Source organism: Desulfatibacillum aliphaticivorans DSM 15576, from assembly GCF_000429905.1.
In the GTDB taxonomy this organism is placed as follows: Bacteria; Desulfobacterota; Desulfobacteria; order Desulfobacterales; family Desulfatibacillaceae; genus Desulfatibacillum; species Desulfatibacillum aliphaticivorans.
In genome coordinates, this window is the sequence record NZ_AUCT01000006.1 from 272,312 (window position 1) to 295,281 (window position 22,970).

The window sequence follows — 22,970 nt, forward strand, 5'->3', positions numbered from 1 at the left end:
CATGACGTAATGGCGGAAACGGGGATCCAGCGTCTTTTTGGGATATTACCGGGTTTGCGGCTTTTGTCTATGAATTGTATTCTTCTAACTCCATCCAATCTGCCTTGAGAGGGGGGCGGCGTTGACGTCTGATTCCGAAATTCTTGAAAACAGGATTCCCTGGCTTCTAAGCCCGCCTGTCGCTCTGCTTGCGGGTATGGCCGTATGCCATATTATCGCCGCCTTGTGGATTTATGCTTCCAACCAGGAGTATCACGCCATTCTCCAGGTTCTAAATTCCCAGGGATACTTGGTCGTCCCGAACAAAATCGTCCAGCCCTTGCTGCTGGAATTCAAAACCGCTTTTCTTTCCGCCGTGTTTTATACGTTTACCCTGGGCGTCGGGCTTTCCCTGGTTTTTATGGCCGTGGGCATGCTTTGCGGCAAAATACAGCGAATTTGGGTCGGCCTTTGCATTTTCCTTTTGTTTTGGGCGTATTTCTTTTTTCTCAACGCTAATTGGGGCTGCTGGCAGCAAACCGCCTTTTTCATCCTGATCCCACCGGCGCCGGCGGCGATCATGTGGAGGCGTAACTTCCTTTTGAGGCGGCAGCCTTCCCGAGGCTGGGCGCCGCAATTCTTTTTCGTCCTGCCGGTGGTGATCCTGGGCCTGCTCTGGGCTTTTCAATCTTCCAAAGATCCTTTCGTGGATCTGCGGGACGCCATTTTGCTGAATAACAAGCCCGGTCTGGCGGTGAACGATTTTTACTACGACTACACATTGTACGCCGCACGCACCTTTAAACCCCTGGACAAAAGGGCCATGCGTACGGTCTATTTGTCCGGGAATCCCGAGTCTAAAAAGAGGACTGTTTTATATAACAAGCTGCTGGCCGCTTACTATTTTGTTGTGGAAGATCAAAATGCGGCGGACATCGTCATAACTTACGGAAAGAACAAGGACGATTCGTTAACCCTTGAAGGCTGGCGCGGCCGGAAAATAGAAAATCTTGCATACAAAGAGTTCTTGCACGCTCCAGGGAAGCATTTGGAAGCCCTGGCGGATCAATGCGACCTGCAGAAGAACTTCCGCAGCACGGTGTATTCAAGCCTCTTGCTGGGGCTTCCCATGGGGATCTACACCTTTTTGTTCAGCATCATGGCCGGAATAGCTTCCATATGGCTGGGCAGAAAAAAAGGCGCGGCGCTGACCGCGGCCGTCTGGATGGTCATCGGCCTGACCCTGTATGCTCAACTGGCCTATTTCGCGCATCAAGGGAAAGAAGGCAAGCCACCTAAGGAATTGCTGGAATCGTCTTCTTCCAGGGAGCGTTTGGCCGGTCTGCGGAATTATATGCGTAAGGATTTAAACATCCGCGAACACGCCGTCTATGATGATTTGCTCCATAGCCCCAAGGTGGCGGAGCGCTATTGGTTGGCCAGGGTTTTGGCCCATAATCAGGACAAGGAAAGCCTAAAGGACTTGCTGGTTCTGTTGAAAGATCCCTCGCCCAATGTGCGCTGTCAGGCGATCTGGGCTCTGGGCCGCAGGCCGTGGGACAGGCCCTCGGGCTATCTTGAGGATATCGTGAAAAATTCGGATCATTATTATGTGCAGCTATACGCATATAACGCTTTGAGAAGGTTGGGATGGAGACAACGGATATAAAATCCATTGATGTTAAGGCTGTTTTTACGGCTGTAGTCGCGGTTATTCTGTGCGAGGTCTTGTTTGCCTATGTTGCGCCCGAGTCTCGGCAGGCGGCGATTTGGGCCATGCTCGGCTTGCGTATGGTCCAAACAGCGCTTATCATATTCATTGTGGTGAAAATGGGGGCAGGAGCCTCATGTCTCGGCCTTGGGCCCTCCACCTGGAAAAAGGGATTGATAAGAGGCTGCATCTGGTGTCTGGGCTTCGCCGCTTTGGCTGGGGCGGGCATGGTCGCCGTCTATTTTTTTATGGATAGGAATCCCTTGTCCTTGTTTGGCAACCCGGTTCCCCATACTTTTTGGCCGGCCCTGGCCTATATTCTGGGCGCCGGCGTAATTGGCCCCATTGCCGAAGAGGTTTTCTATCGCGGCTTGTTATTCGGCTTTCTAAGACAGTGGGGCGCGTGGACCGCAATAATCGGCAGCACGGCTTTGTTTGTAATCAGCCACAATCTATCGGCTGGCCTCCCCGTCACCCAAACCGTGGGAGGCCTTGTTTTCGCCTATGCATACGAAAGGGAGAAAAGCCTCCTGGTTCCTCTCATGATCCATATGTCCGGCAACCTGGCCATGGCCGGCTTGGGGGTTTTAGGCAAGACTTTAGGAGTCTGATGGCAAAATCCAGGATTAAAAAATGGCTGCCTTTGGCCCTGACCATATTATTGGGGGCCATTGCAGGCTCGGGGATAGCGTTGTACTTCGGCCTGATGCATGACCTGCCGGAAATTCAAGATCTTCAAAGCAATAAGCCGTTAAGCATTACCCGCGTATATTCCTCGGACGGCGTGGTCCTGGACCAATGGTATCAGGAACGGCGCGACCCGGCCCCTTTGGAGACAATTCCCATAGCTATCCGGCAGGCGATCATCGCAACGGAGGACCGGAATTTTTACGACCACTTTGGCGTGGACGTGAAAGGCCTCATGCGGGCGGTTTTCCGGAACATCAAGGCGCTCCGGGCCAGGGAGGGCGCCAGCACCATCACCCAGCAGACGGCCAAGAACCATTTTCTCAGCCCGGAGAAAACCCTCACCCGCAAGCTGAAGGAAGCCGTTCTGGCCCTGCAGTTGGAGCGCCGCTACACCAAGGACGAAATCCTGGAGCTTTATCTGAACAAGATTCCTTTCGGCAGCGGCGCCTTTGGGGTGCAGGAGGCCGGGCGCAGGTTTTTCGGCAAGGAACTGGACGAATTGACCCTGGCCGAGTGCGCCTTGATCGCCGGCATGCCCAAAGCGCCTTCCGCCTACTCGCCTTTGGCCAACAAGGAAAAAGCCAAGTGGCGGCGGAACGTGGTCTTAAAGCAAATGCTGGATGTGGGCGACATAACGCAGGAGCAATATGAGCAGGCGGTGAGCGAGCCTGTGGTCGCGGCATCCCGGTCAGGAAAGGATAAGGCTCCGTATTTCACCGCCCAACTGCGGAAGCAGCTTGGCGAGGAGCTTGGCGAGAGTCTTTTGTACCAGGGGGGGCTGGAAATCCACACCTCATTAAATTACCGCCTCCAGAAATTTGCGGAGCAGGCCGTAAGAAAGGGCGTGGAAGTGGTTCAGGAAAGGGAAGGGCTGGCGCCCGGGGAGGTTAACGCCGGCTTGATCTGCCTGAACGTCAAAACCGGGGAAATCCTGGCCCATGTGGGTGGGGTGGACTTTGGCGACAGCCAGTACGACCGGGCCGTCATGGCCAAAAGGCAGCCGGGGTCTTCGTTCAAGCCCTTTGTGATCGCCGCCGGTCTGGAAGAAGGCCTGACCCAGAGCACCCTGGTCATGGACGAAGAAGTGGTTTTTCCCAAAAGCAGGGAAACCGCTGAGTGGAAGCCGGAAAATTACTCGGGCAATTTTCAGGGAGAGATCTGCTTCCGCAGGGCCTTGGCTTATTCCCGGAATATCCCGGCGGCGCGTTTGATTTACGCGTTGTCCCCCACACGGGTGATCGAAAAGGCCAAAAGTCTGGGAATTCATTCTGAATTAAAGCCTTATCTGTCCCTTTCCCTGGGCAGTTCGGAAGTCACGCTCCTGGAATTGACGGCCGCTTACGCCGCTTTCGCCAACGGCGGAAAGTGGAACGAGCCCAATTCCGTGCTGGAAGCCATAGACCGGTCAGGCCAGGTCATATACAGGCCCAGGCACGAACAAAAGATCGCCGTCGCCGAACAGGATGCGGCCGTTATTGTGGATATGCTGGAAGCGGTGGTCAAGGAAGGGAGCGGCAAAGCAGCCCAAGTCGTGCCCGGTCCTGTGGCCGGCAAGACCGGCACCTCATCCCAGTGCAAGGACGCCCTGTTTATAGGCTTTACCCCGGAGTTTGCAACAGGCGTCTGGGTGGGCCGGGACGACGGCGCTTCCATAGGCCGGACCGAAACCGGGTCGCAGGCCGCCTTGCCCATCTGGGTGGATTTCATGAAAAATGCAATGAAGGATCGCTCCGTTGTTTACTTTCCGCGCCCGGATGGGGTAATCTCGGTTTTTATAGACCCGGTGTCGGGCAAACCGACCTCGCCGGGGCATGGGGTGCAGGCCTTGTTTATAAAAGGAACCGAGCCCCGGAAAGGGGCGCCTGAGCCCAGGCTGCCTGAAAAATTTCTGGAGAACTAACATGATACGTAAAGCCACCGTGGCTGATATGAAACAGATACATCGGATTTTACAGATTTTTTCCGCTCAGGGAACGCTCTTGCCCCGCTCTCTCATGGCCTTGTACGACCACGTACGCGACTTTTGCGTGTACGCGGAAGGCGAGGATGTGATTGGCTGCTGCGGCCTGCAGATTTGCTGGGAGGACATGGCGGAAATCCGGTCTTTGGCGGTTAAGCCGGAGCATCAGCACAAAAAAATAGGGTCTCATCTGCTGGAGTTCAGCATGGAAGAGGCCCTGAAATTTAAGATTAAAAAGTTGTTCACCCTTACCTACGTGCCGCAGTTTTTTGAACTTCACGGTTTTGCAGTGGTCGATAAAAGCGAGCTTCCTCAAAAAATCTGGGCCGATTGCATCAACTGCGTCAAGTTCCCGGATTGCGACGAAATAGCCATGCTGCGCCATATATAGGCGGGCTCATTAGCTGTAAATAATGGGGTAAGGCAAGGGCGCGAATTTAAACACCCCGGGCCTGGGAAGTAAATGCTGGCTTTCCACCCGCAGCCAATGGAGGTCCGGCTTAAGCTCACGCAATTTGCCGTCTTCCGGCGGGCTGGCCTGGCTGGTGTGGACGTAGGTTGCCTGAAATATGGCCACGCCTGAGTTGCCTTCCCTGGCGACCAGATAATTCTTTTTAAAGGTGGTCAGGGACAGGAGGTTTTCCTGGGCGATCCGCTCCATTTCCTCGGCGTTCAACTTCATGAGGATGCATTTGGAAATGTCTTTTTCCGAAATGCGGATGGTGGCCCGGGTTTCGCTGCTTCCTGCGTATATGGTGGAGATGCAAGGGAGCTTTCTCAAAAATTGGGCCGCCACAATGGCCGCAGTCCTTCGGCCCCCTGCCATGACCGGCATGGAGTAATATTCGAAGAATTTCTTTTGCAGGTCTTCGGCGTAGGATTCCCCTTTTTCGTACAATTCCTTGGAAATATAACGTAAACGCCTGGCAAGATCTTCGGCCGCGTCCGCAATGGGCCAGTCCACGCGCACATGAAAATGCGAAAGGCTGAACCGGTCACGGGTTTTGGATGCCGGTTCCCTTTGGATAAGCAGGGCGTAGTCCACGGGCAGCAGCCACTCCATGAGGTCGAAAAACTTACGGGACTCAAAATACTTCAAATTTCTGTCAAAATGGCTGGACAGGGGGATGGCCTTGTTTTTAAACAAGTTGGCCTTGGTCGTCTTATTGACGTCAAAAAAACGGATGTATTTCTTATAGATGGAGGGAACGCTGTCCTCCACAAAAAGGATTAAAAAGGCTTTTTGCTCCCCGTATTCCTCTTGGGGAATGCGCGCCCTTGGCTTTAACTCCCTCTTTTCAACAAAAGGATAGGGGACGCCCGCGGCCTTGAACGCTTTGTAAGACCCTGTAAGGGCGTAATCCAAAACGTACTGGTCCAGTTCATCCCGGAGGACCTCGTAATGAGACCTCCGGAGCCTGTTCTGCATGCTCAGCTCATCTCTGCTCATCCAGTGTGACAATTGACAGGCCTCCTATTTAAACCTTTCCAAAAATTTATAAATCCGTTTCTTGTTAAGGGCGGCCGCCGCCCCGATCAAAACCGTAACCCCTGCAACTATTGCAAAAAGCGTATAATGGGCTTCGTACACGCTGGCGCCCTGGATGGCCAGGAGCAATGTGCCAGGCATGCGCCCCAAGGTGCTGATGACCAGAAAGACGGTCAACGGCATGGAACCCAGCCCGACGATCAGGCACAGGACGTCTTTGGGGAAGCCGGGAATCAAAAACAAGAGGAAGCCCACCACAACTCCCTGGCGTCTCAATAAGTCTCGAAACTTCTCCAGGCTTTTTTCGGATATAAAAAATTTTAAGTACTTACGGCCGAAAAATCTTCCCAGAAAAAAATTGATAACCGAGCCGATGGTAAGGCCCAGGGTGGCGAAAATGAATCCTGGAAATATTCCGAATAAATATCCGCCTGCAAAGCCCGTGGCCTCTCCTGGGATAGGCGCCAAAACAACCTGGGCCGCTTGTATGCCGATAAAGTAAAAGGGAGCGCTCGGTCCCAGGGACTCCATAAACCTGCTCATGTTTTCCTTTTCCCGCATGAGCCCGGCCAGGCTTCCCAATCTCGCCCCTAAGCCGCCGTAATATAGTTCCAGCGCTGCTCCAATCCCCAATAGAACCAGGGCTGCCACGGCGATCCTGGTTCTAATTTTTGGGGGCGGTGTCTCCATGAGCCTTTTAGGCCTTTTATTTCGCTATGTCTCTTCCGTTTAAATTTTTGCCTGATGCCTTTCCAAAGCCGCAACAGCCGGCAGGGTTTTGCCCTCCATAAGAGCAAGGAAGGCGCCGCCGCCCGTGGAAATGTACGTGATTCTGTGCGTTTCGCCGGCCTTGTGAATGGCCACGTCCGTATCGCCGCCGCCTATGATGGACAATGCATAGGAATTGGCCACGTAATTCACCATGGACATGGTGCCCCGGCTGAATGCATCCATTTCAAACACGCCCATGGGGCCGTTCCATATGATGGTTTTGGCGCTGGCGAGAACCTCGGAATACAAAAGGGCCGTGGCCGGGCCGATGTCCATGATCATCCATTCGGGCGGAATTTCACGGATAGGCACGATTTTGCTTTCCGCATCGGGGGAGAAACGGTCCGCCACAACGGCGTCCACCGGGATGTAAAAGGCCGTGCCCTGCATGGTCGCTCTTTTCATCAGGGAGCGGGCTTCCCACAACAGGTCGTCTTCCACCTTGGACTTGCCCACGTTGTAATCCACGCTTTTCAGAAAGGTGGAGGCCATGGCGCCGCCCACCACGAATTTGTCCACATGCTGGAGCATATGATGCAGGGCGCCCAATTTGCTGGAAACCTTGGCGCCGCCGATAATGGCCACCAGGGGCCTGGCCGGATCGTTCATGGCCTTGGCGAAATAGTTCAACTCGCTTTGGAGCAAAAAGCCCGCCGCGCAAACCGGTGCATGCCGGGTGATGGCCACCACGGAGGCGTTTTTCCTATGAGCCACGGCGAATGCATTATTTATATAAACGTCGCACAAAGACGCCAGTTCCTTGGCGAATGCGTCGTCATTGTCAATTTCCGCTTGGTGGAAACGCAGGTTTTCCAGCATGATGACGTCGCCGTCCTTCATTTTTTCCACCATGGCCTTGACTTCCGGGCCTACGCTGTCCGGCGCCAATTCCACTTCTTTTTTCAGCAAACGCTTAAAACGTTTGGCCACCGGCGCCATGCTGAGCTCCGGAACAACTTGTCCCTTGGGCCTCCCCATGTGCGAGGCGATGATCACTTTGGCGCCCTCGTCCAAAGCGTAATTGATTGACGGCAATACTGCGCGGATACGGGTGTCGTCCGTAATGTTTAAATTGGCGTCCAAAGGCACATTAACGTCAACTCGAATTAAAACGCGCTTCCCTGAAATATCCACGTCCCTCATGTTCAGCATGGCTTCCGCTCCGACTTTCTTATCTTTTTATTTGTTTTTTCTTTTTGATTTCGCCCGGTGCAGGGTTTTTCTTTTGGACCACCGCTCTAAAAATCCCATATTCCCCGAATTATAAACCTTGTCCACCTGCTCCTCATGCACCGCCGTCCCGTCCGTCCCGGCCAGGGCGTATCGAAGGCAATCCGTCTTGCACTGGCAGGCAAGGCATTCATCCGGCGACGACCTAAGTCCGTCCTCCCCCATTGGGAAGACTTTTTGCAAATCCCCGAAGCACTTTGGAAATGTCATACGCCGTATCCGTCCTGGTTCATTTGAACAATTACAAGTTATTAACATATTTGTGATTTTTTAACAACTACCGAAATGCACTTTTGAAATATTTTTGTTTGCCCTTGACCAAATGAACAAGCCCGTTCATACTGGCTTTCATGGTGGAACACCCCCTGGATTTTAATATCTTAAAAGGATCATAGCATTAACGGAATGAACCCAAGAATTCCTGAAAAAATCATTGATTTTCATGTCCATTTGTTCCCCGACAAATTGTTTGAAGCGATTTGGCGGCAGTTCGAGCATGATTACGACTGGAAGGTGATTCACCAGCTTTATTACCGGGAGTGCATTGATTACCTGCGGGAGCGCAACGTAGAAAAAATCGTGTACTGCAATTACGCCCACAAGCCGGGCGTGGCTAAATCTCTGAACGAGTGGAACGCCAAGGTCCTGGACGAGTACGACGACCTGTATTGCCTGGCTGCCTTTCATCCTGGGGACGAAGGCTGCATCGCCTCGGCCCGGGACATACTGAGCCATCCTAAGGTTTTGGGGATAAAGCTCCAGTTTTTGGTGACGGATTTTTTTCCCCATGATCCGCGGCTTTTTGACCTGTACGAGCTCATCATGGAAAAAGGCAAACGCCTGCTCATGCACATAGGAACGGGGCCAGTAGCCAACGATTGCGTGGGACTGGAATATTTTTTGAATGTTCTGGAAAGATATCCGGACCTGCCGGTCACGGTTCCCCATATGGGCGGCCTGGAGTTCAAAGGCTTCATGGACCTTTTGGATAAGCATGAAAATTTGATGCTGGACACGGCGTTCTCCTTTTTACCATGGGACAACGTCCGTTACGACCAAGGTCCCGAAAAACTGGAAAAGTATAAAAACCGGATCCTATACGGATCTGATTTTCCCAACCTTATCCTTCCCAGGGAAGGGGAAATCGACGCCATGCTGGAAATGAAACTCTCCCAAGAGTTTTACGATAAGGTGTTCTGGGAAAACGGCGTGGGGCTTTTGCCCCAGTAAATGAACCTTTTCGGCGGAGGGCTACGCCGGATGCATTTAACAAAGCAACGTTAAACGGACAAAGAGGTGCGCCGTGACCGGGGCAAACAACATACCGGCCGAAGCTGATTATTTTCTCAAGCCTGCGTATATTTTCGTTCCCAGCAAACCCACCCTGATTTCCACGGTGCTGGGAACCTGTGTGGCTGTGAGCCTTTTTGATAAAAAACGCCGCGTGGGCGGCATGAGCCACTTTAAATACCCCAGGATCGCCGACCCCGGCCAGGCCACCGCCCATTACGGCAATGTGGCCATTCCCACCCTTATCAACATGATGGTGGACGCGGGCTCCAAAATACGCCATCTGGAGGCCCAGATTTTCGGCGGGGCCTTTAATCCGGAATACAGCCAGGAAGACGTGGGCGAGGAAAACGTGGAACTGGCCCGGATGGTTTTGAAGAAAAAGGGCGTCAAGGTGGTGTCCGAGGACGTGGGCGGGGAAAAAGGGCGGAAGTTGGTTTTTCATTCCGAGAAGAACGAAACCGCGGTCATGAAGGTGGAGCGTCTCAGGCCTTCGGACTGGTATCCTTATGAAGGGGAGCGGTGAAACCCATCAAATCGCCACGCATCTGAATCCTAAAATATTGGAGGTTTCGGACCCCTTGCAGAAAGTCCGGGCGTATAAAGGGGCGGGGGGCGACGAAATCCACGACGAGCCTTTCACCACAAAGAATTCAGACTTGTCAGAATCCGCCAGGTCGGCGGTCCATTCCAATATATTTCCCGCCATGCCGGAAATGTTTAATGCATTGGTGTTGGACAAATGCTCCACAGGGCAGGTGTCGCCGATTTTGGCCTCCTCCGTGTTGGCCCTGCCTTCCTCCCACTCGCTTCCCCAAGGATAAATCAAACCCTTTTGGGTGCGGGCTGCGGCTTCCCATTCGTCCTCGCCAGGCAGTTTTTTCCCAGTCCAGGCGGCGAAGGCTATGGCGTCCCGGCGGCTGACCTGAACCACGGGGTGGTTTCTTTTTCGATATAGAGTGCTGCCCGGTCCCAGGGGTTGATACCAGTTGGCGCCTTCCACCTTTTCGCAACTGCGGGACTGATTGTACCGGACATGGGTTTTGCCGGTGCGCGGATCGGTGATTCTTTCGAACCGGCTTTTATAGACCATGCTGTAGCCTTTTTCTTCAGCCGTAGTGATGTACCCGGTTTTTTCCACAAAGATTTCAAACAAGGCGTTGGTGACGGGGAATTTGCCCATATAAAAAGGCGGCATTTCAATTTTTTGCCTGGGACGATCCCCTTTGCCCGGCGATTTGCAACCCACAACATACCTGCCTTCAGGGATGAGCAAATATTGATTGTAGGCCTTTTCCATACTGCCTAAAAAGCCGTCGAACTGTTCGGCGAGGACGCGGGCCTTATCCTCCTCCACTTCCAGGGAATCGTCCGCGCCCAGAGCGCCCATGGTAGGCTCCACAGACCCTTGCTTAGGCGCTTCCTCCACCTCTTCCAGCTCCATGTCGTCGTCCAGGATTTCCAGTTCCTCGTCATCGTCCAAAAGGCCTACTTCTTCATATTCCTCTTCGTCCTCTTCCTCCAAATCGCCGTCGCCGAATTCGTCTTCTTCTGCAGGCTCGCCTTCCTCGTCAGACAACGCCTCTTCCACTTCCTCCAACTCCTCATTAGCGTCCATCAACTCAACGTCTTCCAAATCATCTTCCAATTCCTCAACATCTTCATCAATTTCATCTTCTACGATATCCGCGTCATCTTCCAGCTCATCAATTTCCTCAAAATCGTCTTCCGGGGCGTCCACAACCTCCACATCATCATCAAGAGCGGCTTCCTCCTTCAAATCTTCCTCATCGTCATCCAGTTCCACTATTGTTACATCATCATCTTCAATTGATTCCGACACTTCCTCAATGTCTTCATACTCCAAATCATCAGCATCGATGATTTCTACGTCGTCATCCAAATTTTCAAGTTTCAGATCTGCATCAGGTTCGCCAACTTCCTCCCCTTCGTCCCCTTCCCCTTCCCCTTCTTCCACATCTTCAACTTCCAGCTCCTCATCCTCGTCCAATTCGACGATTTCAAGATCCTCGTCGCCCGCCTCCTCTTCTCCCAAACCGTCTCCATCCTCCTCTTCCGGGCCATCTCCCTCTTCGCCGGCCCCGTCATCCCCAATTTCCTCCACGTCTTTTACAATATCCTCTTTGTCTTCAAGATCCTCCGGTTCGTCTTCCCCCAAAGTTTCCTCGTCAACCAGTTCCTCATCCTGGTCCAGTTCGACGATTTCAAGATCCTCGTCGCCAGTTTCCCCTTCTCCCAAACCGTCTCCATCCTCTTCTTCCAGGCCATCTCCCTCTTCGTCACCCCCGTCACCCCCGTCATCCCCAATTTCCTCCACGTCTTTTGCAATATCCTCTTCGTCTTCAAGGTCCTCCGATTCCTCTTCCTCCAAAGTTTCCTCGTCAATCAGTTCTACGTCCTCGTCCAATTCGACGAATTCCAGGCTCTCTCCATCTATGTCCTCTTCGGCCGCACCGTCCTTTCCGGCCGCATCTTCAACTTCGCTTGCGCCTTCTCCTTCTCTGGAATCAACTTCTTCTATTTCTTCAGAATCCTCAACAAGTTCATCTTCGATGATTTCGTCCTCTAATTCCTCTAATTCCTCTACATTCTCCTCATCCAAATCTTCCAGCTCTTCATCATCTTCAATCAGTTCCACGTCCTCTTCGTCATCCCATTCCTCTTCCACGATCTCCACGTCTTCGTCCGATACTCCGCCATCGCTCAAAAGGGCTTCTCCCTCAGCCTCCGCATGGCCTCCCTTTCCAGCGCCATCGGCCTCCGGGGACGCTATGAGTTCTGCATCTTCCCCTTCTTTCGCTTGTCGGACTGCAACGCCTTCCCTCGCGTCCTCGACTTCCTGATCAATCCCCAGCTTTTCCGAAATGCCTTTAAGCAGACGATGGATTTGTGAAAGGGCGTCGTCCGGGTTGTTGGAATCTATGATGTCTTCGTCGGAAAGAATCTGCTTGAGCGTGTTCATCATTTGGGCCAGTTGATCCAAGGCGGACAGGCTGCCGTTTCCGGCGGTCTGGGCCAGAGTGGCAAGGAGGGCTTCCCGGGCTTCATCGGACATAATGAAGTTGTTTTCCGGGCCGATGATGACGCCGCTGGGGTTTTTCCCTTCCTTATATAAACGTTTTAAGTCGGAATTGATGGCCGACTTGATGCTGTTGAAGTTTTTCCGGCGGTTGGCAATGGCTTGCGGGTCTCCGCCTGTATCCCACACTTCACGAATAAGATCGTCCGCGGAAATTTTCTCATCCAGGGAGAGGGAAGGATCTTCCGGGTATCTGCGGAGAATTGAGTCCAACAAAAGGTATTTGAGCGCCTTTTTATTGCGATAGGCCAGTTCGTCTACGGCCTTTTCAATGATTTCACGGCTAATATTGGCGTCCATAAACCTATTTTGAGCTCCTTTATTGGAAATTGCAGCATGCTTATGAAAAAGGCTATGCAAATTCCGTGCGTTTTGGAATAGTTTTTGCTTAAAACTCCGTAAGAAGCTAATCTTAAATTAATTTCAGGCCCTCTGGGCGATCACGTGCAAAGCATTGGAGTGCATATCGTGTCAAATAAAGGAGAAACCGTAGCTGGGATTCAGGCCATTAAAACCGGTGAAAAGGATCTTATGGACTCCATCACCGCCGACCTGGATTGGAGCGTTCTCCAGGAAATGATCCGCCGCCGGCACCACTTGGAAATCACCGACGATCTGGAATTCTCGGGCGGAGACCTTGTGGTCCACGACAACCAGGTGGCCTACCAGCTGAATTTTGAAGTAAAAGTTGTCCTGTCAGTGCTTTTGGACAGGGACGGGCGATGTATTTTCGTCCGGACTCCGGCCGAAGTTCTCCGGAAGGAGGACGCGCCAAAGACTCCCGAGGAGGAAATTTCTTTAGCTGAAGCCGTTGCCGAGCAAGACGCCTTACCCGTCCAAGGAGAGCGGATTCAGGAAATGCCGGAGGAGGAATCCGAGCAGGGGCCTTTGGGCGGTTTGCCTGACGTATCCGAAATGACCGCCGACGCCTTGGGGGACGTTTCTGACGCCTCTTCCGCCGACTCCGATCCCCTTGACGGTTTGCCTGACGTATCCGAAATGACCGCCGACGCCTTGGGGGACGTTACGGACACATCGTCCGCCGACTCCGATCCCTTTGACGGTTTGCCTGACGTATCCGAAATGACCGCCGACGCCTTGGGGGATTTTACGGATACATCGTCCGCCGACTCCGATCCTCTGGACGGCCTGCCCGACGTCTCTGAAATGACCATGGACGCGCTGGAGGGCGCTGCGGATTCGTCTCAGGATCCCTTTGACGGGTTGCCTGATGTGGCTGAAATGACCATGGATGCATTAAGCGCCAATAGCGGGGAGGGGTTGGGCCAGGGGATGATTTGATCCTAAAGTATAATTGAATGTTATTGGAGGTTTTACCCGAAACCAGAGCGCTGCATACGGTTCAACGGAAAATTGATAATGGACTATACAAAAGTTAAGCCCAGATTCGATGAAGTTTTGCAAAACCATTGTGAACGCCTGATTGGCTCCCGGGTAGGTTTGAGGGGTTTGCCTCTCACGCTGGAAGCCATAACTGCACTGGCTTTGCTTGAAGAGCGGCAGGAAGACTCCAACGACGATCCGTCCAAACTGCACACCAAAGCGACCCTCTTCCAGGAAATGGCGGAAGTCGGCCTGGAGTCGCAGGACTTCATAAGGGAAAGCCTGGGACACCTGGAGGAGAAGGGTTATTTTCAGACGCTTGACGGCGGAGGCCTGGAGCCCTCCAGCGATGTGTTCACTATGGTCGGCGCCCTCAATAAGGTTTTTCCTCAAATGCCCGGCATGCTTTTGGTCGCCTATTTCATTCAGACCGTGCAGGAGGTGACCTCCGGCAGAAAAGGTTTGGATCACGCGGTGGATCAGTTTGACCAGGCTTTGACCATGCATGGGATGTCCGCCAGAAAAGATAAGCCTGCGGCGTCCGCCAAGCCTCCTGAACAGGATGCGGCGAAAAAGCGTCTGGCGTCTCTTCGCAAGATCAGCGCCGCCCGGGCGGCCGCAGCACGCCGGAACGAAGTTGCTTCTTACTCCCTGGATAATTTCGGCGCTCCAACGCCGGTGCAAAAACAGGAAGAGGCGTCGCCTCCCATGGAAGAGTCTCCCCATGCCCCGCCGCAAGAGGTTCCTGCGCCGGAAGCTCAGGAAGAAGCCGCAACTCCTGTTGTTGAAGCCGAGGAGACCCCTCCGGATGTAGAGGATGATGTTCAACCCGAAGTTGAGGAAGAACAACTCCCTGCGGAGGAAGACGCCGCTGAAAAGGAGGCTTCTCGTGACGAGGAAGCTCCCGTGGAGGACGAGCCTCCGGCGGAGTTGGAAGCTGCAGCGGCTGAGCCTGAAGAGGCGGAGGCGATAGAAGATGTGGAGCCCGAACCGGAGCCTGAAACGGAGCCGGAGCCGGAGCCGGAGCCGGAGCCGTCCGAACCGCCCGAGATGAATGAAGCGGACATCATGGAAAGGGTGGCCCAGTTTGAGGAGGCCCTGGCCATGACCTGCCCCCTGTGCGGGGAGGGCAAAGTCAAAGAACAGCAAACTTCCATGGGTAAAATATTTTTTGCCTGCACGTCCAAGTCCTGCCAGTTCATCAGTTGGGGAAAGCCCCATCATATACCTTGTCCGTTATGCAGCAACTCCTTTTTGGTGGAGGCCCAGGCCATTGAAGGGCACGCCATTCTCAAATGCCCAAGGGCCACATGCAGCCATGTGCAGCCGGTTTCCGGCGGTCCAGGGGAGGCGGCGCCCAAGAAAAAGAAGCGCCGGGTGGTGCGGCGCAGAAAATCAAAGAGCTAAATGTATTTAAATCAATTACTTATATGCGTATGCCTGAAGTTTGCCTGTCAATAAAAAAACCACGGGCGGCAAGCGGAATAACATGCTTGTCGCCCGTGGTTTTATCTTTAATGGACGATGTTCCGGGAGCGTACTCCCAGGCGGTTGATCAGCCGGTTTCGTCCATAAACATACGGAGCATTTTTTCGGCGATCTTCTCCGGATTTACCTCGTAAGAGCCGCTTTCCATCTGCGCTTTCAACGCAGCTACCTTTTCTTCCCGCATATCGGGCTGTTGCTCGATCACTTCGCGAGCCATCTGAACCTCCTGGGATGTTTGAGACAACTCGACGACCACGTCTTGTCCCGTCGCTCCAGCGGCCTGGGTCTGATTGGACTTGGCGTCGGTCTCTGCGGCTTTCTGGCTTTCCCTGGTAGCTGTTTCGTTGAGATACTTGCTTATCTCGTAATTGTTGCTTGTTACTTTCATGGCGGACTCCCTATAACCTACTGAAGCATGTTCTGCTGGACCTTGTCCCGAGTGATCTCTTCCAGTCGAGCTTTCAACCGATCGGAATCCTCTTGCGACAAATCCTGGATATCTTCTCCCAACCGCTTTCCGATAGCCCTGAAGACCATCTCCGTGCCTTTGCGTCCGATTGAGAGAGGATTCCCGAATTCATCCTCAAGCTCCTTGAACACTTCCTTTTCAAGGGTTTCGTTGGGTCCCTCATGGTAAATGCGGTCGATGATATCCGAAGTCACTTTATCAACAACGGATTTCTTCCGGGCCTCTGTGGAAATGGTGATTTTATCCGCTGGCGCCGGAGTCTCCTTGGCGGTCTGGCGGGCCAGGCGCTTGCCTGTGCTTAGCTGCCTGCCGTATGCCCTCAACACGTTATGTACTTGATACGTATTAATCGTCATTTCCTTTCACCTCAGTCATCTCATCGGAACCCCTTTAGAAAACTTGAGGAAAAAAGATGAGAATTTTCCTGAAACATGAAAAAAATGACGAGGATTAAAAAATCCCGTATCTTGGGGTTTGGGCGTCAAAAGTTTGTCGCCCTGTCAAAACTAAGGGATTGACTTTGCATACCCCCCGGCGGAACGTGCCTTTTTTTCCCACCGCAAATACTTGGGTCCCAACCATCTGCATACACTGTACCATGTTATATATTTTCCATAAAGAAATTTTTACACCCAAGCCGGCGGCTGGAATTTTTCGTCAGGTCCTCAAAAAGCCCGCAACCATGGCACATCAATTGCAAAGCCAAACTTCAAAGTAAATCTCGAAGTTGAACCTAAGGTTTGACATCGAAGGCATCTTAAAAACCGCCCGCAAGGGGCTTGGCTCCATGCCGGGGCCAAAAGAAGAATGGTGACGCAATGGAATACAAAATTCACGAGTTGAGTAAAAAATTGGATGTTCCCAGATCCACGGTCAGGTATTGGGAATCCGAATTTTCCGACCTCATCAAGCCGGTCCGCACCCCCGGCGGGCAAAGAAGGTATACGGACAGGGACCTTAAAAATTTTCTTAAAATCAAGGATCTTATTCGTAAAAAAAACCAGAGCATCCGTCAGACCAAGCAAATGTTGTCCAAAGGTTCGGGCGGCAAGGGGCCTCTGGACCTGGATAACCAGTGCATCCTGGTCACCGGCGGCACCGGCTCTTTTGGCAAGCATTTCTGCCGTTCCATCCTGGCCAGGTACAATCCCCGGGTAATCCGGGTGTATTCCCGGGATGAACTTAAACAACATGAAATGCGCCGGGAGTTCGGCGAGGAAAAGCTGCGCTACTTCATCGGCGACGTTCGGGACAAGGAACGCATGCGCCGGGCCATGGAAGGGGTGGACATCGTGGTGCACGCCGCGGCTCTTAAACAGGTCCCCGCCTGCGAATACAATCCCCTGGAAGCGGTCAAAACCAATATTATAGGGGCGCAGAACATCATCGACGCCGCCATTGACGCCGGCGTCAAAAAAGTCATGGCCCTTTCCACGGACAAGGCGGTCAACCCGGTGAACCTCTACGGCGCCACCAAACTCTGCGCCGAAAAGATTTTTATCCAGGGCAATTCCTACACCGGCGAACGAGGCACCTGTTTCTCCTGCGTCCGCTACGGAAACGTCATCGGCAGCCGCGGAAGCGTCATCCCATTGTTTCTGGAGCAAGCCAAGACCGGCAAGGTCACCGTCACGGACAGCCGCATGACCCGTTTTTGGATCACTTTGGACAGGGCTGTGGAATTGGTGGTCAACGGCCTCACCCACATGCAGGGCGGCGAGATTTTTGTGCCAATCATCCCCAGCATGAAGGTCATGGACCTGGCCAAGGCGGTGGCGCCCGGCTGCAAGGTGGACTTCATTGGAATCCGCCCGGGCGAAAAGCTCCACGAGTCCATGATCACCGAGGAAGACGGACGCAACACCATCGCATACAAAGGCATGTACGTCATCATGCCGGCCCTTTCCTGGTGGGAAAAGGGGGATTACTCTTCCGGTCAGGCGGTTCCCGAAGGCTTTGTGTATTCCAGCAATACCAACGCCCAGTGGCTGACGGAAAAGGACCTGAAAAAAATCATCCGGGATGAATTATCCGTGCCCGTGTGCGCGCCGCAGGACGTGGTGAGCGCCGGCTAACCTCCTATGCGCCTTTAAGGGCGCAAGCATTGGAAAGAGCATGGTCATGGAAGACGCATTTATACCTTACGGACGCCAAGTGGTGGATGAAGAAGACATCCAGGAGGTGGTCCGCGTCCTAAGATCCGACTGGCTGACCCAGGGCCCCAAGGTGGAAGAGTTCGAAGAAGCCTTTGCCGCCTATACCGGGGCGGACTTCGCCGTAGCCGTCAACTCGGGCACGGCCGCTTTGGCCATGGCCGCCCGGGTTTCGGGCATGGGGCCCGGAGACATGGTGGCTGTGTCGCCCATCACCTTTGCGGCCAGCTCCAACAGCGCCATGTATTTGAAGGCGGACCCCGTGTTTCTGGACATTGATCCGGAAACCGTCAACCTGGATCCCAAAAAACTCAGGGAGCATCTGGAACTTAGCGCTCCTCTCCGGAGCGTCATTCCGGTCCATTACGCGGGCCTTCCCTGCAACATGCCGGAGATTCACGAATTGTCCCGGAAATTCGGGATGGTGGTCATTGAAGACGCATGCCACGCCCTGGGCGCGACCTATGAAGACCCGGAAACCGGCGAGACCGTCAAGGTCGGCTCTTGTCGCCACAGCCACATGGCTGTGTTTTCCTTTCATCCGGTCAAGCACATCACCACCGGCGAAGGCGGCATGATCGTCACCAACGACAGGGAGTTGTATCACCGCCTTAAACTTTTCAGGTCCCACGGCATTACAAAGGATCCTCAACTCTACAGAAAACGGGAAGTATGGGCAAAATATGCCGGGCAAAATGTTCCCGGATACTATGAAATGCTGGAGCTTGGCTTTAACTTCCGCCTGCCGGACTTGAATTGCGCCCTGGGCCTGTCTCAATTGAAAAAAATCGAAACATTCGTCCAAGCCCGCAGACAGGCCGCCAAATGGTATGAAGAGGATCTGGGAGACAGCCCTCTGGTGAAGACGCCCCAGGAGCCTAAAGGCTATCAGTCGTCCTACCATTTATATCCCGTGCGCATCGACTTTAAAGGCCTGGGCCTGGAACGCACCCAGGTCATGCAGCAGTTGCATGATAAAGGCATAGGGTCTCAGGTTCATTACATCCCCGTGCATTCCCATCCCTATTATCAAATGTTGGGATACGACTCCTCCACATGCCCCAATGCCTGGGAGTATTACGACCAAACCTTGTCCCTGCCCATGTTCGCCTCCCTCACCAGGGAGCAGGTGGCAAGGGTAAGCCGGACGCTGCTGGAAATCCTCAAACAGGGAGTCGGAGAATGAAGATTCTGGTCATCGGCTGCGGCTCCATAGGAAGGCGGCACCTGGGCAACCTGAAACGCCTGGGCGAGGAAGATCTTTTGGCTATGGACCCCACTCCCGAACGCCTGGAAAGGGTGCGGGAGGAGTTTGGAGCCAAAGGCTTTTCCAGCCTGGAGGACGCCCTGGAGCAAAAGCCCGGCGCGGCGCTGGTATGCTCGCCTAACAGCATGCACGCCCAACAGGCCATGGATTGCATTGCCGCCGGCTGTCATTGTTTTGTGGAAAAGCCCCTATCCCACACCATGGATCAAGTGGACGTCCTGGTCGAAGAGGCGGAAAAACGCGGCCTGGTGAACATGGTGGGATCCAATTTCAAGTTCCACCCCATCTTTATAAAGATGAAGGAAATTTTCAACTCCGGGGTTTTGGGGAAAATTACCTCCGCCCGCTGCCAGTTCGGCCAATATCTGCCTGACTGGCATCCCTACGAGGATTTTCGCAACGGATACAGCGCGCGCTCCGATTTGGGAGGCGGCGTTCTTCTGGACTCCCACGAACTGGGGTACATGGCCTGGTTTTTAGGCGAGGCGCTTGATGTGTTTTGCTTTTCGGACAAGATAAGCAGCCTGGACATCCAGACCGAGGACACGGCCGAGGTGCTGATTCGGTTTGCTTCCGGGGCCATGGCCGAAGTTCATTTGGACTACACCCAAAGGGCGTACCAGCGCACTTACGAGTTCTTTGGAGAAAAAGGGACCATGACCTGGGATTTCAACCAGGGAAAAATTCGGTTGTTTCTGGCCGTTGAAAATTCATGGCGGGAGTACCCTCAGCCCAAGGACTACGACATCAACCTCATGTATGTGGAGCAAATGCGCCATTTCATTTCCAGCGTTAAAACCGGAAGCCCGGCCGCGACGGATTTCAGGGAAGGGAGACGCATCCTGCAAATCATCCTGGCTGCCAAACGCTCCTCCCTGGAAGGGCGGATAGCCAGGCCCATGGAGGAAACGGGCTCATGATTCTTGGCGTAATACAGGCCCGCATGGGCTCCACAAGGCTGCCGGGCAAGGTATTGGAAGACATCGCCGGCAAGCCCATGCTTTTGCATGTGGTAAACCGCCTGCAAAGCGCCCGGCTGGTGGACAAAACCATTGTCGCTACATCAACAAAGCCCGGGGACGACCCGGTGGCCCAGTTATGCGCCAGGGAAAACGTCCCGTGCTTTCGGGGCAGCGAAAACGACGTGCTGGACAGGTTTTATCAAACCGCCAGGGAGCATCAGGCGTCCGTGGTCGTCAGGGTGACCGGCGACTGCCCCTGCCTGGACCCGTCGGTTGTGGACAAAGTGGTCGCCGCCTATCAAAAAAGTAAATGCGATTACGCGGCCAACATTCTGGTTTACACCTATCCCGACGGCCTGGACGTGGAGGTTTTCTCCATGGAAGCGCTGGAGACGGCCTGGAAAACCGCGACCTTGCCGGGGGATAGAGAGCATGTAACGCCTTTCATCCGCAATTCTCCGGATTTCTCCCGCGTTAACGTGGAGAACGAGACGGAGCTTGTTTTTAAGGATTTGCGCCTGACCGTGGACGAGCCCCAGGATCTGGAATTCGTCCGGGAGCTGTACGCCAGGTTGGGCGCCTCCGGCTTCGGCCTGGAACAGGTTTTGGATCTATTACAAAAGGAGCCTCAATTGATAGACATTAACTCCGGTAAAATACGCAATGAGGGTTTTTATAAAACCCTGGTCAAGGAAGACCCCATGCCGGGCGAAAAGCTGGTTCTGGATAAGTCCGAAACCATGCTGGAACAGGCGAAAAAGCTCATACCATCCGCCAGCCAGACTTTTTCCAAATGCCCCACCCAGTTTGTCAGGGGAGCGGCGCCCGTGTTTTTGCAAAAAGGGCAGGGCAGCCATGTCTGGGACGTTGACGGGAATGAGTTCATCGACTTTCCCATGGCGTTGGGGCCGATTATCCTGGGGCACAACTATCCCGAAGTCACCGAAGCTGCAACAGCCCAGGCCCGGCAGGGGATCGCCTTTTCCCTGCCTCATCCTCTGGAAGTGGAAGTCGCTCAAATGCTGACCGAGATCATCCCTTGCGCGGAGATGGTCCGGTTCGGCAAAAACGGTTCGGACGTCACGGCCGGCGCCGTGCGTGCGGCCAGGGCCTATACCAACCGCGACATGATCGCCTTTTGCGGATACCACGGCTGGCAGGACTGGTACATCGGGACCACCACCCGCAATCGGGGCGTGCCGGAAACCACGGCCGCTCTGAGCAAGGGCTTTGCATACAACGATTTGGACAGCCTGAAATCCCTGTTTGAGAAGTTTCCCGGCAAGATAGCCGCCGTCATCATGGAGCCTGTGGGCGTCGTCCGCCCCTATGAGGGTTTTTTGCAGGATGTGAAAAACCTGGCTCATGAAAACGGAGCCTTGTTGATCTTCGACGAGGTCATCACCGGTTTCCGCCTGGCTTTGGGCGGCGCCCAGGAATACTTCGGGGTGACTCCCGACATGGCGTGCGTGGGCAAGGCCATGGCCAACGGTTTTCCCATTTCCGCGGTAGTTGGCCGCAGGCCGGTCATGGAGCTTTTTGACGAGATATTCTTTTCCTTCACCTTTGGGGGCGAGGCCGTTTCTCTGGCCGCAGCCAAAGCAACCATTGAGGTTATCAGGAGTAAGAACATCTTTCCCCATTTGTGGGAGCTGGGCGGAATTCTCATGGACGGCGCCACGGTTCTCGCCCGGGAATTCGGCCTCGAGGATCATATAAACTGCGTTGGCTATGAGCCCCGAAGCCTTATGACTTTCAAGGAAAAAACCGGCGCGGAGTCACTGTTGTTAAAGAGCCTTTTCCAACAGGAATGCCTCAAACGGGGCGTGCTCTTTTCCGGAGGGCAGAACATCTGCTTCTCCCACACCCATGCGGATATAGAACACACTTTGAGGGCTTACAGAGCCGCCATGGAAATCCTGGCGAAAGCCATCGACAAAAACGATGTGGAAGAGCGTTTGGAAGGCAAACCCGTGGAGCCTGTTTTTCGTAAGGCGTAGCCGCAAAGGATTTGTAAAAACGTGAACTTGAACGAAATGCAACCATTGCTCATTATCCGGGCCGATGCAGGCCCGAACATGGGCACAGGACACGTCATGCGTTGCATTGGACTGGCCCAGGCGTGGGAGTCCATGGGCGGCAAGGCGGAATTTGCCTGCACCGGAGCTCCTCTGGGGCGTCTTGCAGAGGAAGGCTTGCCTGTCAACGCCATTCGTTCCCTTAGGGGAAGCATGGACGACGCTCACGAAACTGCGGCGCTGCTAAAAAACAAACAAGCCGTCTGGGCGGCTCTGGACGGTTATCATTTTACGGCGGAGTTTCAAAAGCTCTTGATGGATCAAGGCGTCAAGACGCTGGTTGTGGATGATAACCGGGATTGCCGGTTTTACCATGCCAATATCGTGGTCAATCCCAATCTTCACGCCAAGGAGAAGATGTTTTGCGACCGCGAGGTGCACACGCGCCTGTTGCTCGGCCCTAAATACGCCTTTTTACGCAAGGAGTTTTGGGAAAGCTCGAAAATACAAAGAAGGCCGCCGCAGAAGGCCGCCAATATGCTGATCACCCTGGGAGGCGCCGACCCGCACAACACCACGTTAAAGGCGATTCGGGCCGTAAAGTTAAACACGGGCTTTAACCTGCACGCCAAGGTTTTGGTCGGACAAAGCAATCCCCATATCCAAAGCCTTGAAGAGGAAGTAAAAGACGCCCCCGGCGTGGAATTGATACGGGACGCAAAAAACATGGCGGAGCTTATGGCCTGGGCGGATTTCGCCGTTTCAGCCGCCGGAAGCACCTGCTGGGAAATGGCCGCCAGCGGCCTCCCGGGAATTTACATTGTGCTGGCGGATAACCAAAAAAACATCGCCGCCGAACTGCACGACAAAGGGGCGGGGGTTAATCTGGGCTGGCGCGCCGGCGTCACCAAATTCACCATTTGGGGCACAATCAAGCACCTTATGGAGTCCAAGGACCGTCTGGAAAAAATGAGCAAAGCCGGACCGGCCATTACGGACGGCCTTGGCGCCAAAAGAACCGTTAACATCATGATGGAAAAATAATTGGG

20 protein-coding genes are annotated in these 22,970 nt (G+C 53.8%); 13 read left to right on the top strand and 7 right to left on the bottom strand.

The window, feature by feature from the left end; all coding sequences use genetic code 11:
• Positions 1 to 121: 121 nt before the first annotated feature.
• The 4 genes from G491_RS0107325 to G491_RS0107340 are packed head-to-tail and all read left to right on the top strand — an operon-like array spanning position 122 to position 4,731.
• A complete protein-coding gene (locus G491_RS0107325) occupies positions 122 to 1,648 on the top strand; it encodes a HEAT repeat domain-containing protein (RefSeq protein ID WP_028314119.1) in 1,527 nt (508 codons plus the stop codon).
• Positions 1,630 to 2,301, top strand: coding sequence for a CPBP family intramembrane glutamic endopeptidase (locus tag G491_RS33510; protein ID WP_028314120.1), 672 nt, complete (start codon positions 1,630 to 1,632; stop codon positions 2,299 to 2,301). Before G491_RS0107325 ends, G491_RS33510 begins: the two co-directional genes overlap by 19 nt.
• The gene (locus tag G491_RS29820) at positions 2,301 to 4,280 is read left to right on the top strand and encodes a penicillin-binding protein 1A (protein ID WP_051327097.1); all 1,980 of its coding nucleotides are present in this window, start codon (positions 2,301 to 2,303) and stop codon (positions 4,278 to 4,280) included. Before G491_RS33510 ends, G491_RS29820 begins: the two co-directional genes overlap by 1 nt.
• Position 4,281: 1 nt before the next feature.
• Positions 4,282 to 4,731, top strand: a complete 450-nt coding sequence (locus G491_RS0107340) for an N-acetyltransferase (protein ID WP_028314121.1) — start codon at positions 4,282 to 4,284, stop codon at positions 4,729 to 4,731.
• 9 nt (positions 4,732 to 4,740) lie between these two features.
• Here G491_RS0107340 and G491_RS0107345 read toward each other — a convergent pair whose 3' ends face one another.
• From G491_RS0107345 to G491_RS0107360, 4 genes are read right to left on the bottom strand one after another with little or no spacing between them, the layout of a single operon-like run.
• Positions 4,741 to 5,769 (bottom strand): hypothetical protein, encoded by a 1,029-nt coding sequence (locus tag G491_RS0107345; RefSeq protein ID WP_226992332.1) that lies wholly within the window; start codon positions 5,767 to 5,769, stop codon positions 4,741 to 4,743.
• Between the two features lie 45 nt (positions 5,770 to 5,814).
• Complete coding sequence (locus tag G491_RS29825) at positions 5,815 to 6,519, bottom strand: TVP38/TMEM64 family protein (RefSeq protein WP_084511390.1); 705 nt, start codon at positions 6,517 to 6,519, stop codon at positions 5,815 to 5,817.
• A 39-nt stretch (positions 6,520 to 6,558) separates the two neighbouring features.
• A complete protein-coding gene (locus tag G491_RS0107355; protein ID WP_012609761.1) occupies positions 6,559 to 7,752 on the bottom strand; it encodes a phosphoglycerate kinase in 1,194 nt (397 codons plus the stop codon).
• 27 nt (positions 7,753 to 7,779) lie between these two features.
• On the bottom strand, positions 7,780 to 8,040 hold the full coding sequence (locus tag G491_RS0107360) for a hypothetical protein (protein WP_012609762.1): 261 nt from the start codon (positions 8,038 to 8,040) through the stop codon (positions 7,780 to 7,782).
• 195 nt (positions 8,041 to 8,235) lie between these two features.
• Between G491_RS0107360 and G491_RS0107365 the strand changes: the two genes are divergently transcribed.
• Positions 8,236 to 9,060 (top strand): amidohydrolase family protein, encoded by an 825-nt coding sequence (locus G491_RS0107365; protein WP_028314123.1) that lies wholly within the window; start codon positions 8,236 to 8,238, stop codon positions 9,058 to 9,060.
• A gap of 73 nt (positions 9,061 to 9,133) precedes the next feature.
• Positions 9,134 to 9,646 carry a chemotaxis protein CheD gene (locus G491_RS0107370; protein ID WP_012609764.1) on the top strand — a complete coding sequence of 171 codons (513 nt, stop codon included), beginning with the start codon at positions 9,134 to 9,136 and terminating at the stop codon, positions 9,644 to 9,646.
• A gap of 6 nt (positions 9,647 to 9,652) precedes the next feature.
• On the opposite strand, the gene G491_RS33515 is transcribed toward G491_RS0107370, so the two are convergent.
• Positions 9,653 to 12,520 carry an SUMF1/EgtB/PvdO family nonheme iron enzyme gene (locus G491_RS33515; protein WP_051327099.1) on the bottom strand — a complete coding sequence of 956 codons (2,868 nt, stop codon included), beginning with the start codon at positions 12,518 to 12,520 and terminating at the stop codon, positions 9,653 to 9,655.
• A 168-nt stretch (positions 12,521 to 12,688) separates the two neighbouring features.
• Between G491_RS33515 and G491_RS33520 the strand changes: the two genes are divergently transcribed.
• Together G491_RS33520 and G491_RS0107385 are read left to right on the top strand one after the other, a co-directional pair.
• Positions 12,689 to 13,522: a hypothetical protein gene (locus tag G491_RS33520; protein WP_051327100.1), complete on the top strand. Its 834-nt coding sequence runs from the start codon at positions 12,689 to 12,691 to the stop codon at positions 13,520 to 13,522.
• Positions 13,523 to 13,600: 78 nt separating this feature from the next.
• Positions 13,601 to 14,971 carry an RING finger protein gene (locus tag G491_RS0107385; RefSeq protein ID WP_028314124.1) on the top strand — a complete coding sequence of 457 codons (1,371 nt, stop codon included), beginning with the start codon at positions 13,601 to 13,603 and terminating at the stop codon, positions 14,969 to 14,971.
• A 148-nt stretch (positions 14,972 to 15,119) separates the two neighbouring features.
• Here the strand turns inward: G491_RS0107385 and flgM are convergent, their stop codons facing one another.
• Positions 15,120 to 15,440, bottom strand: coding sequence for a flagellar biosynthesis anti-sigma factor FlgM (flgM, locus tag G491_RS29840; protein ID WP_012609768.1), 321 nt, complete (start codon positions 15,438 to 15,440; stop codon positions 15,120 to 15,122).
• Between the two features lie 17 nt (positions 15,441 to 15,457).
• Positions 15,458 to 15,877, bottom strand: coding sequence for a DVU0524 family FlgM-associated protein (locus tag G491_RS0107395; protein ID WP_012609769.1), 420 nt, complete (start codon positions 15,875 to 15,877; stop codon positions 15,458 to 15,460).
• 462 nt (positions 15,878 to 16,339) lie between these two features.
• On the opposite strand from G491_RS0107395, the gene pseB reads away from it, so the two are divergent.
• The 5 genes from pseB to pseG are packed head-to-tail and all read left to right on the top strand — an operon-like array spanning position 16,340 to position 22,965.
• Entirely contained in the window at positions 16,340 to 17,596 is a 1,257-nt protein-coding gene (gene pseB, locus G491_RS29845) for a UDP-N-acetylglucosamine 4,6-dehydratase (inverting) (protein WP_084511392.1), read from the top strand.
• A gap of 46 nt (positions 17,597 to 17,642) precedes the next feature.
• Entirely contained in the window at positions 17,643 to 18,860 is a 1,218-nt protein-coding gene (gene pseC, locus G491_RS0107405; protein WP_035218125.1) for a UDP-4-amino-4,6-dideoxy-N-acetyl-beta-L-altrosamine transaminase, read from the top strand.
• Entirely contained in the window at positions 18,857 to 19,861 is a 1,005-nt protein-coding gene (locus G491_RS0107410; protein WP_028314127.1) for a Gfo/Idh/MocA family protein, read from the top strand. Before pseC ends, G491_RS0107410 begins: the two co-directional genes overlap by 4 nt.
• Positions 19,858 to 21,903 (top strand): aminotransferase class III-fold pyridoxal phosphate-dependent enzyme, encoded by a 2,046-nt coding sequence (locus G491_RS34885; RefSeq protein WP_035218049.1) that lies wholly within the window; start codon positions 19,858 to 19,860, stop codon positions 21,901 to 21,903. Before G491_RS0107410 ends, G491_RS34885 begins: the two co-directional genes overlap by 4 nt.
• A 21-nt stretch (positions 21,904 to 21,924) precedes the next feature.
• Positions 21,925 to 22,965 (top strand): UDP-2,4-diacetamido-2,4,6-trideoxy-beta-L-altropyranose hydrolase, encoded by a 1,041-nt coding sequence (gene pseG / locus G491_RS0107420; protein WP_028314129.1) that lies wholly within the window; start codon positions 21,925 to 21,927, stop codon positions 22,963 to 22,965.
• Positions 22,966 to 22,970 lie beyond the last annotated feature (5 nt).

Bases quoted from the DNA above. Each gene is read 5' to 3' on its own strand.
- G491_RS33510 (WP_028314120.1), top strand. From the start codon at position 1,630: ATGGAGACAACGGATATAAAATCCATTGATGTTAAGGCTGTTTTTACG.
- G491_RS29820 (WP_051327097.1), top strand. From the start codon at position 2,301: ATGGCAAAATCCAGGATTAAAAAATGGCTGCCTTTGGCCCTGACCATA.
- G491_RS0107340 (WP_028314121.1), top strand. From the start codon at position 4,282: ATGATACGTAAAGCCACCGTGGCTGATATGAAACAGATACATCGGATT.
- G491_RS0107345 (WP_226992332.1), bottom strand. From the start codon at position 5,769: ATGCAGAACAGGCTCCGGAGGTCTCATTACGAGGTCCTCCGGGATGAA.
- G491_RS29825 (WP_084511390.1), bottom strand. From the start codon at position 6,519: ATGGAGACACCGCCCCCAAAAATTAGAACCAGGATCGCCGTGGCAGCC.
- G491_RS0107355 (WP_012609761.1), bottom strand. From the start codon at position 7,752: ATGCTGAACATGAGGGACGTGGATATTTCAGGGAAGCGCGTTTTAATT.
- G491_RS0107360 (WP_012609762.1), bottom strand. From the start codon at position 8,040: ATGACATTTCCAAAGTGCTTCGGGGATTTGCAAAAAGTCTTCCCAATG.
- G491_RS0107365 (WP_028314123.1), top strand. From the start codon at position 8,236: ATGAACCCAAGAATTCCTGAAAAAATCATTGATTTTCATGTCCATTTG.
- G491_RS33515 (WP_051327099.1), bottom strand. From the start codon at position 12,520: ATGGACGCCAATATTAGCCGTGAAATCATTGAAAAGGCCGTAGACGAA.
- G491_RS0107385 (WP_028314124.1), top strand. From the start codon at position 13,601: ATGGACTATACAAAAGTTAAGCCCAGATTCGATGAAGTTTTGCAAAAC.
- flgM (WP_012609768.1), bottom strand. From the start codon at position 15,440: ATGAAAGTAACAAGCAACAATTACGAGATAAGCAAGTATCTCAACGAA.
- G491_RS0107395 (WP_012609769.1), bottom strand. From the start codon at position 15,877: ATGACGATTAATACGTATCAAGTACATAACGTGTTGAGGGCATACGGC.
- pseB (WP_084511392.1), top strand. From the start codon at position 16,340: ATGGAATACAAAATTCACGAGTTGAGTAAAAAATTGGATGTTCCCAGA.
- pseC (WP_035218125.1), top strand. From the start codon at position 17,643: ATGGAAGACGCATTTATACCTTACGGACGCCAAGTGGTGGATGAAGAA.
- G491_RS0107410 (WP_028314127.1), top strand. From the start codon at position 18,857: ATGAAGATTCTGGTCATCGGCTGCGGCTCCATAGGAAGGCGGCACCTG.
- G491_RS34885 (WP_035218049.1), top strand. From the start codon at position 19,858: ATGATTCTTGGCGTAATACAGGCCCGCATGGGCTCCACAAGGCTGCCG.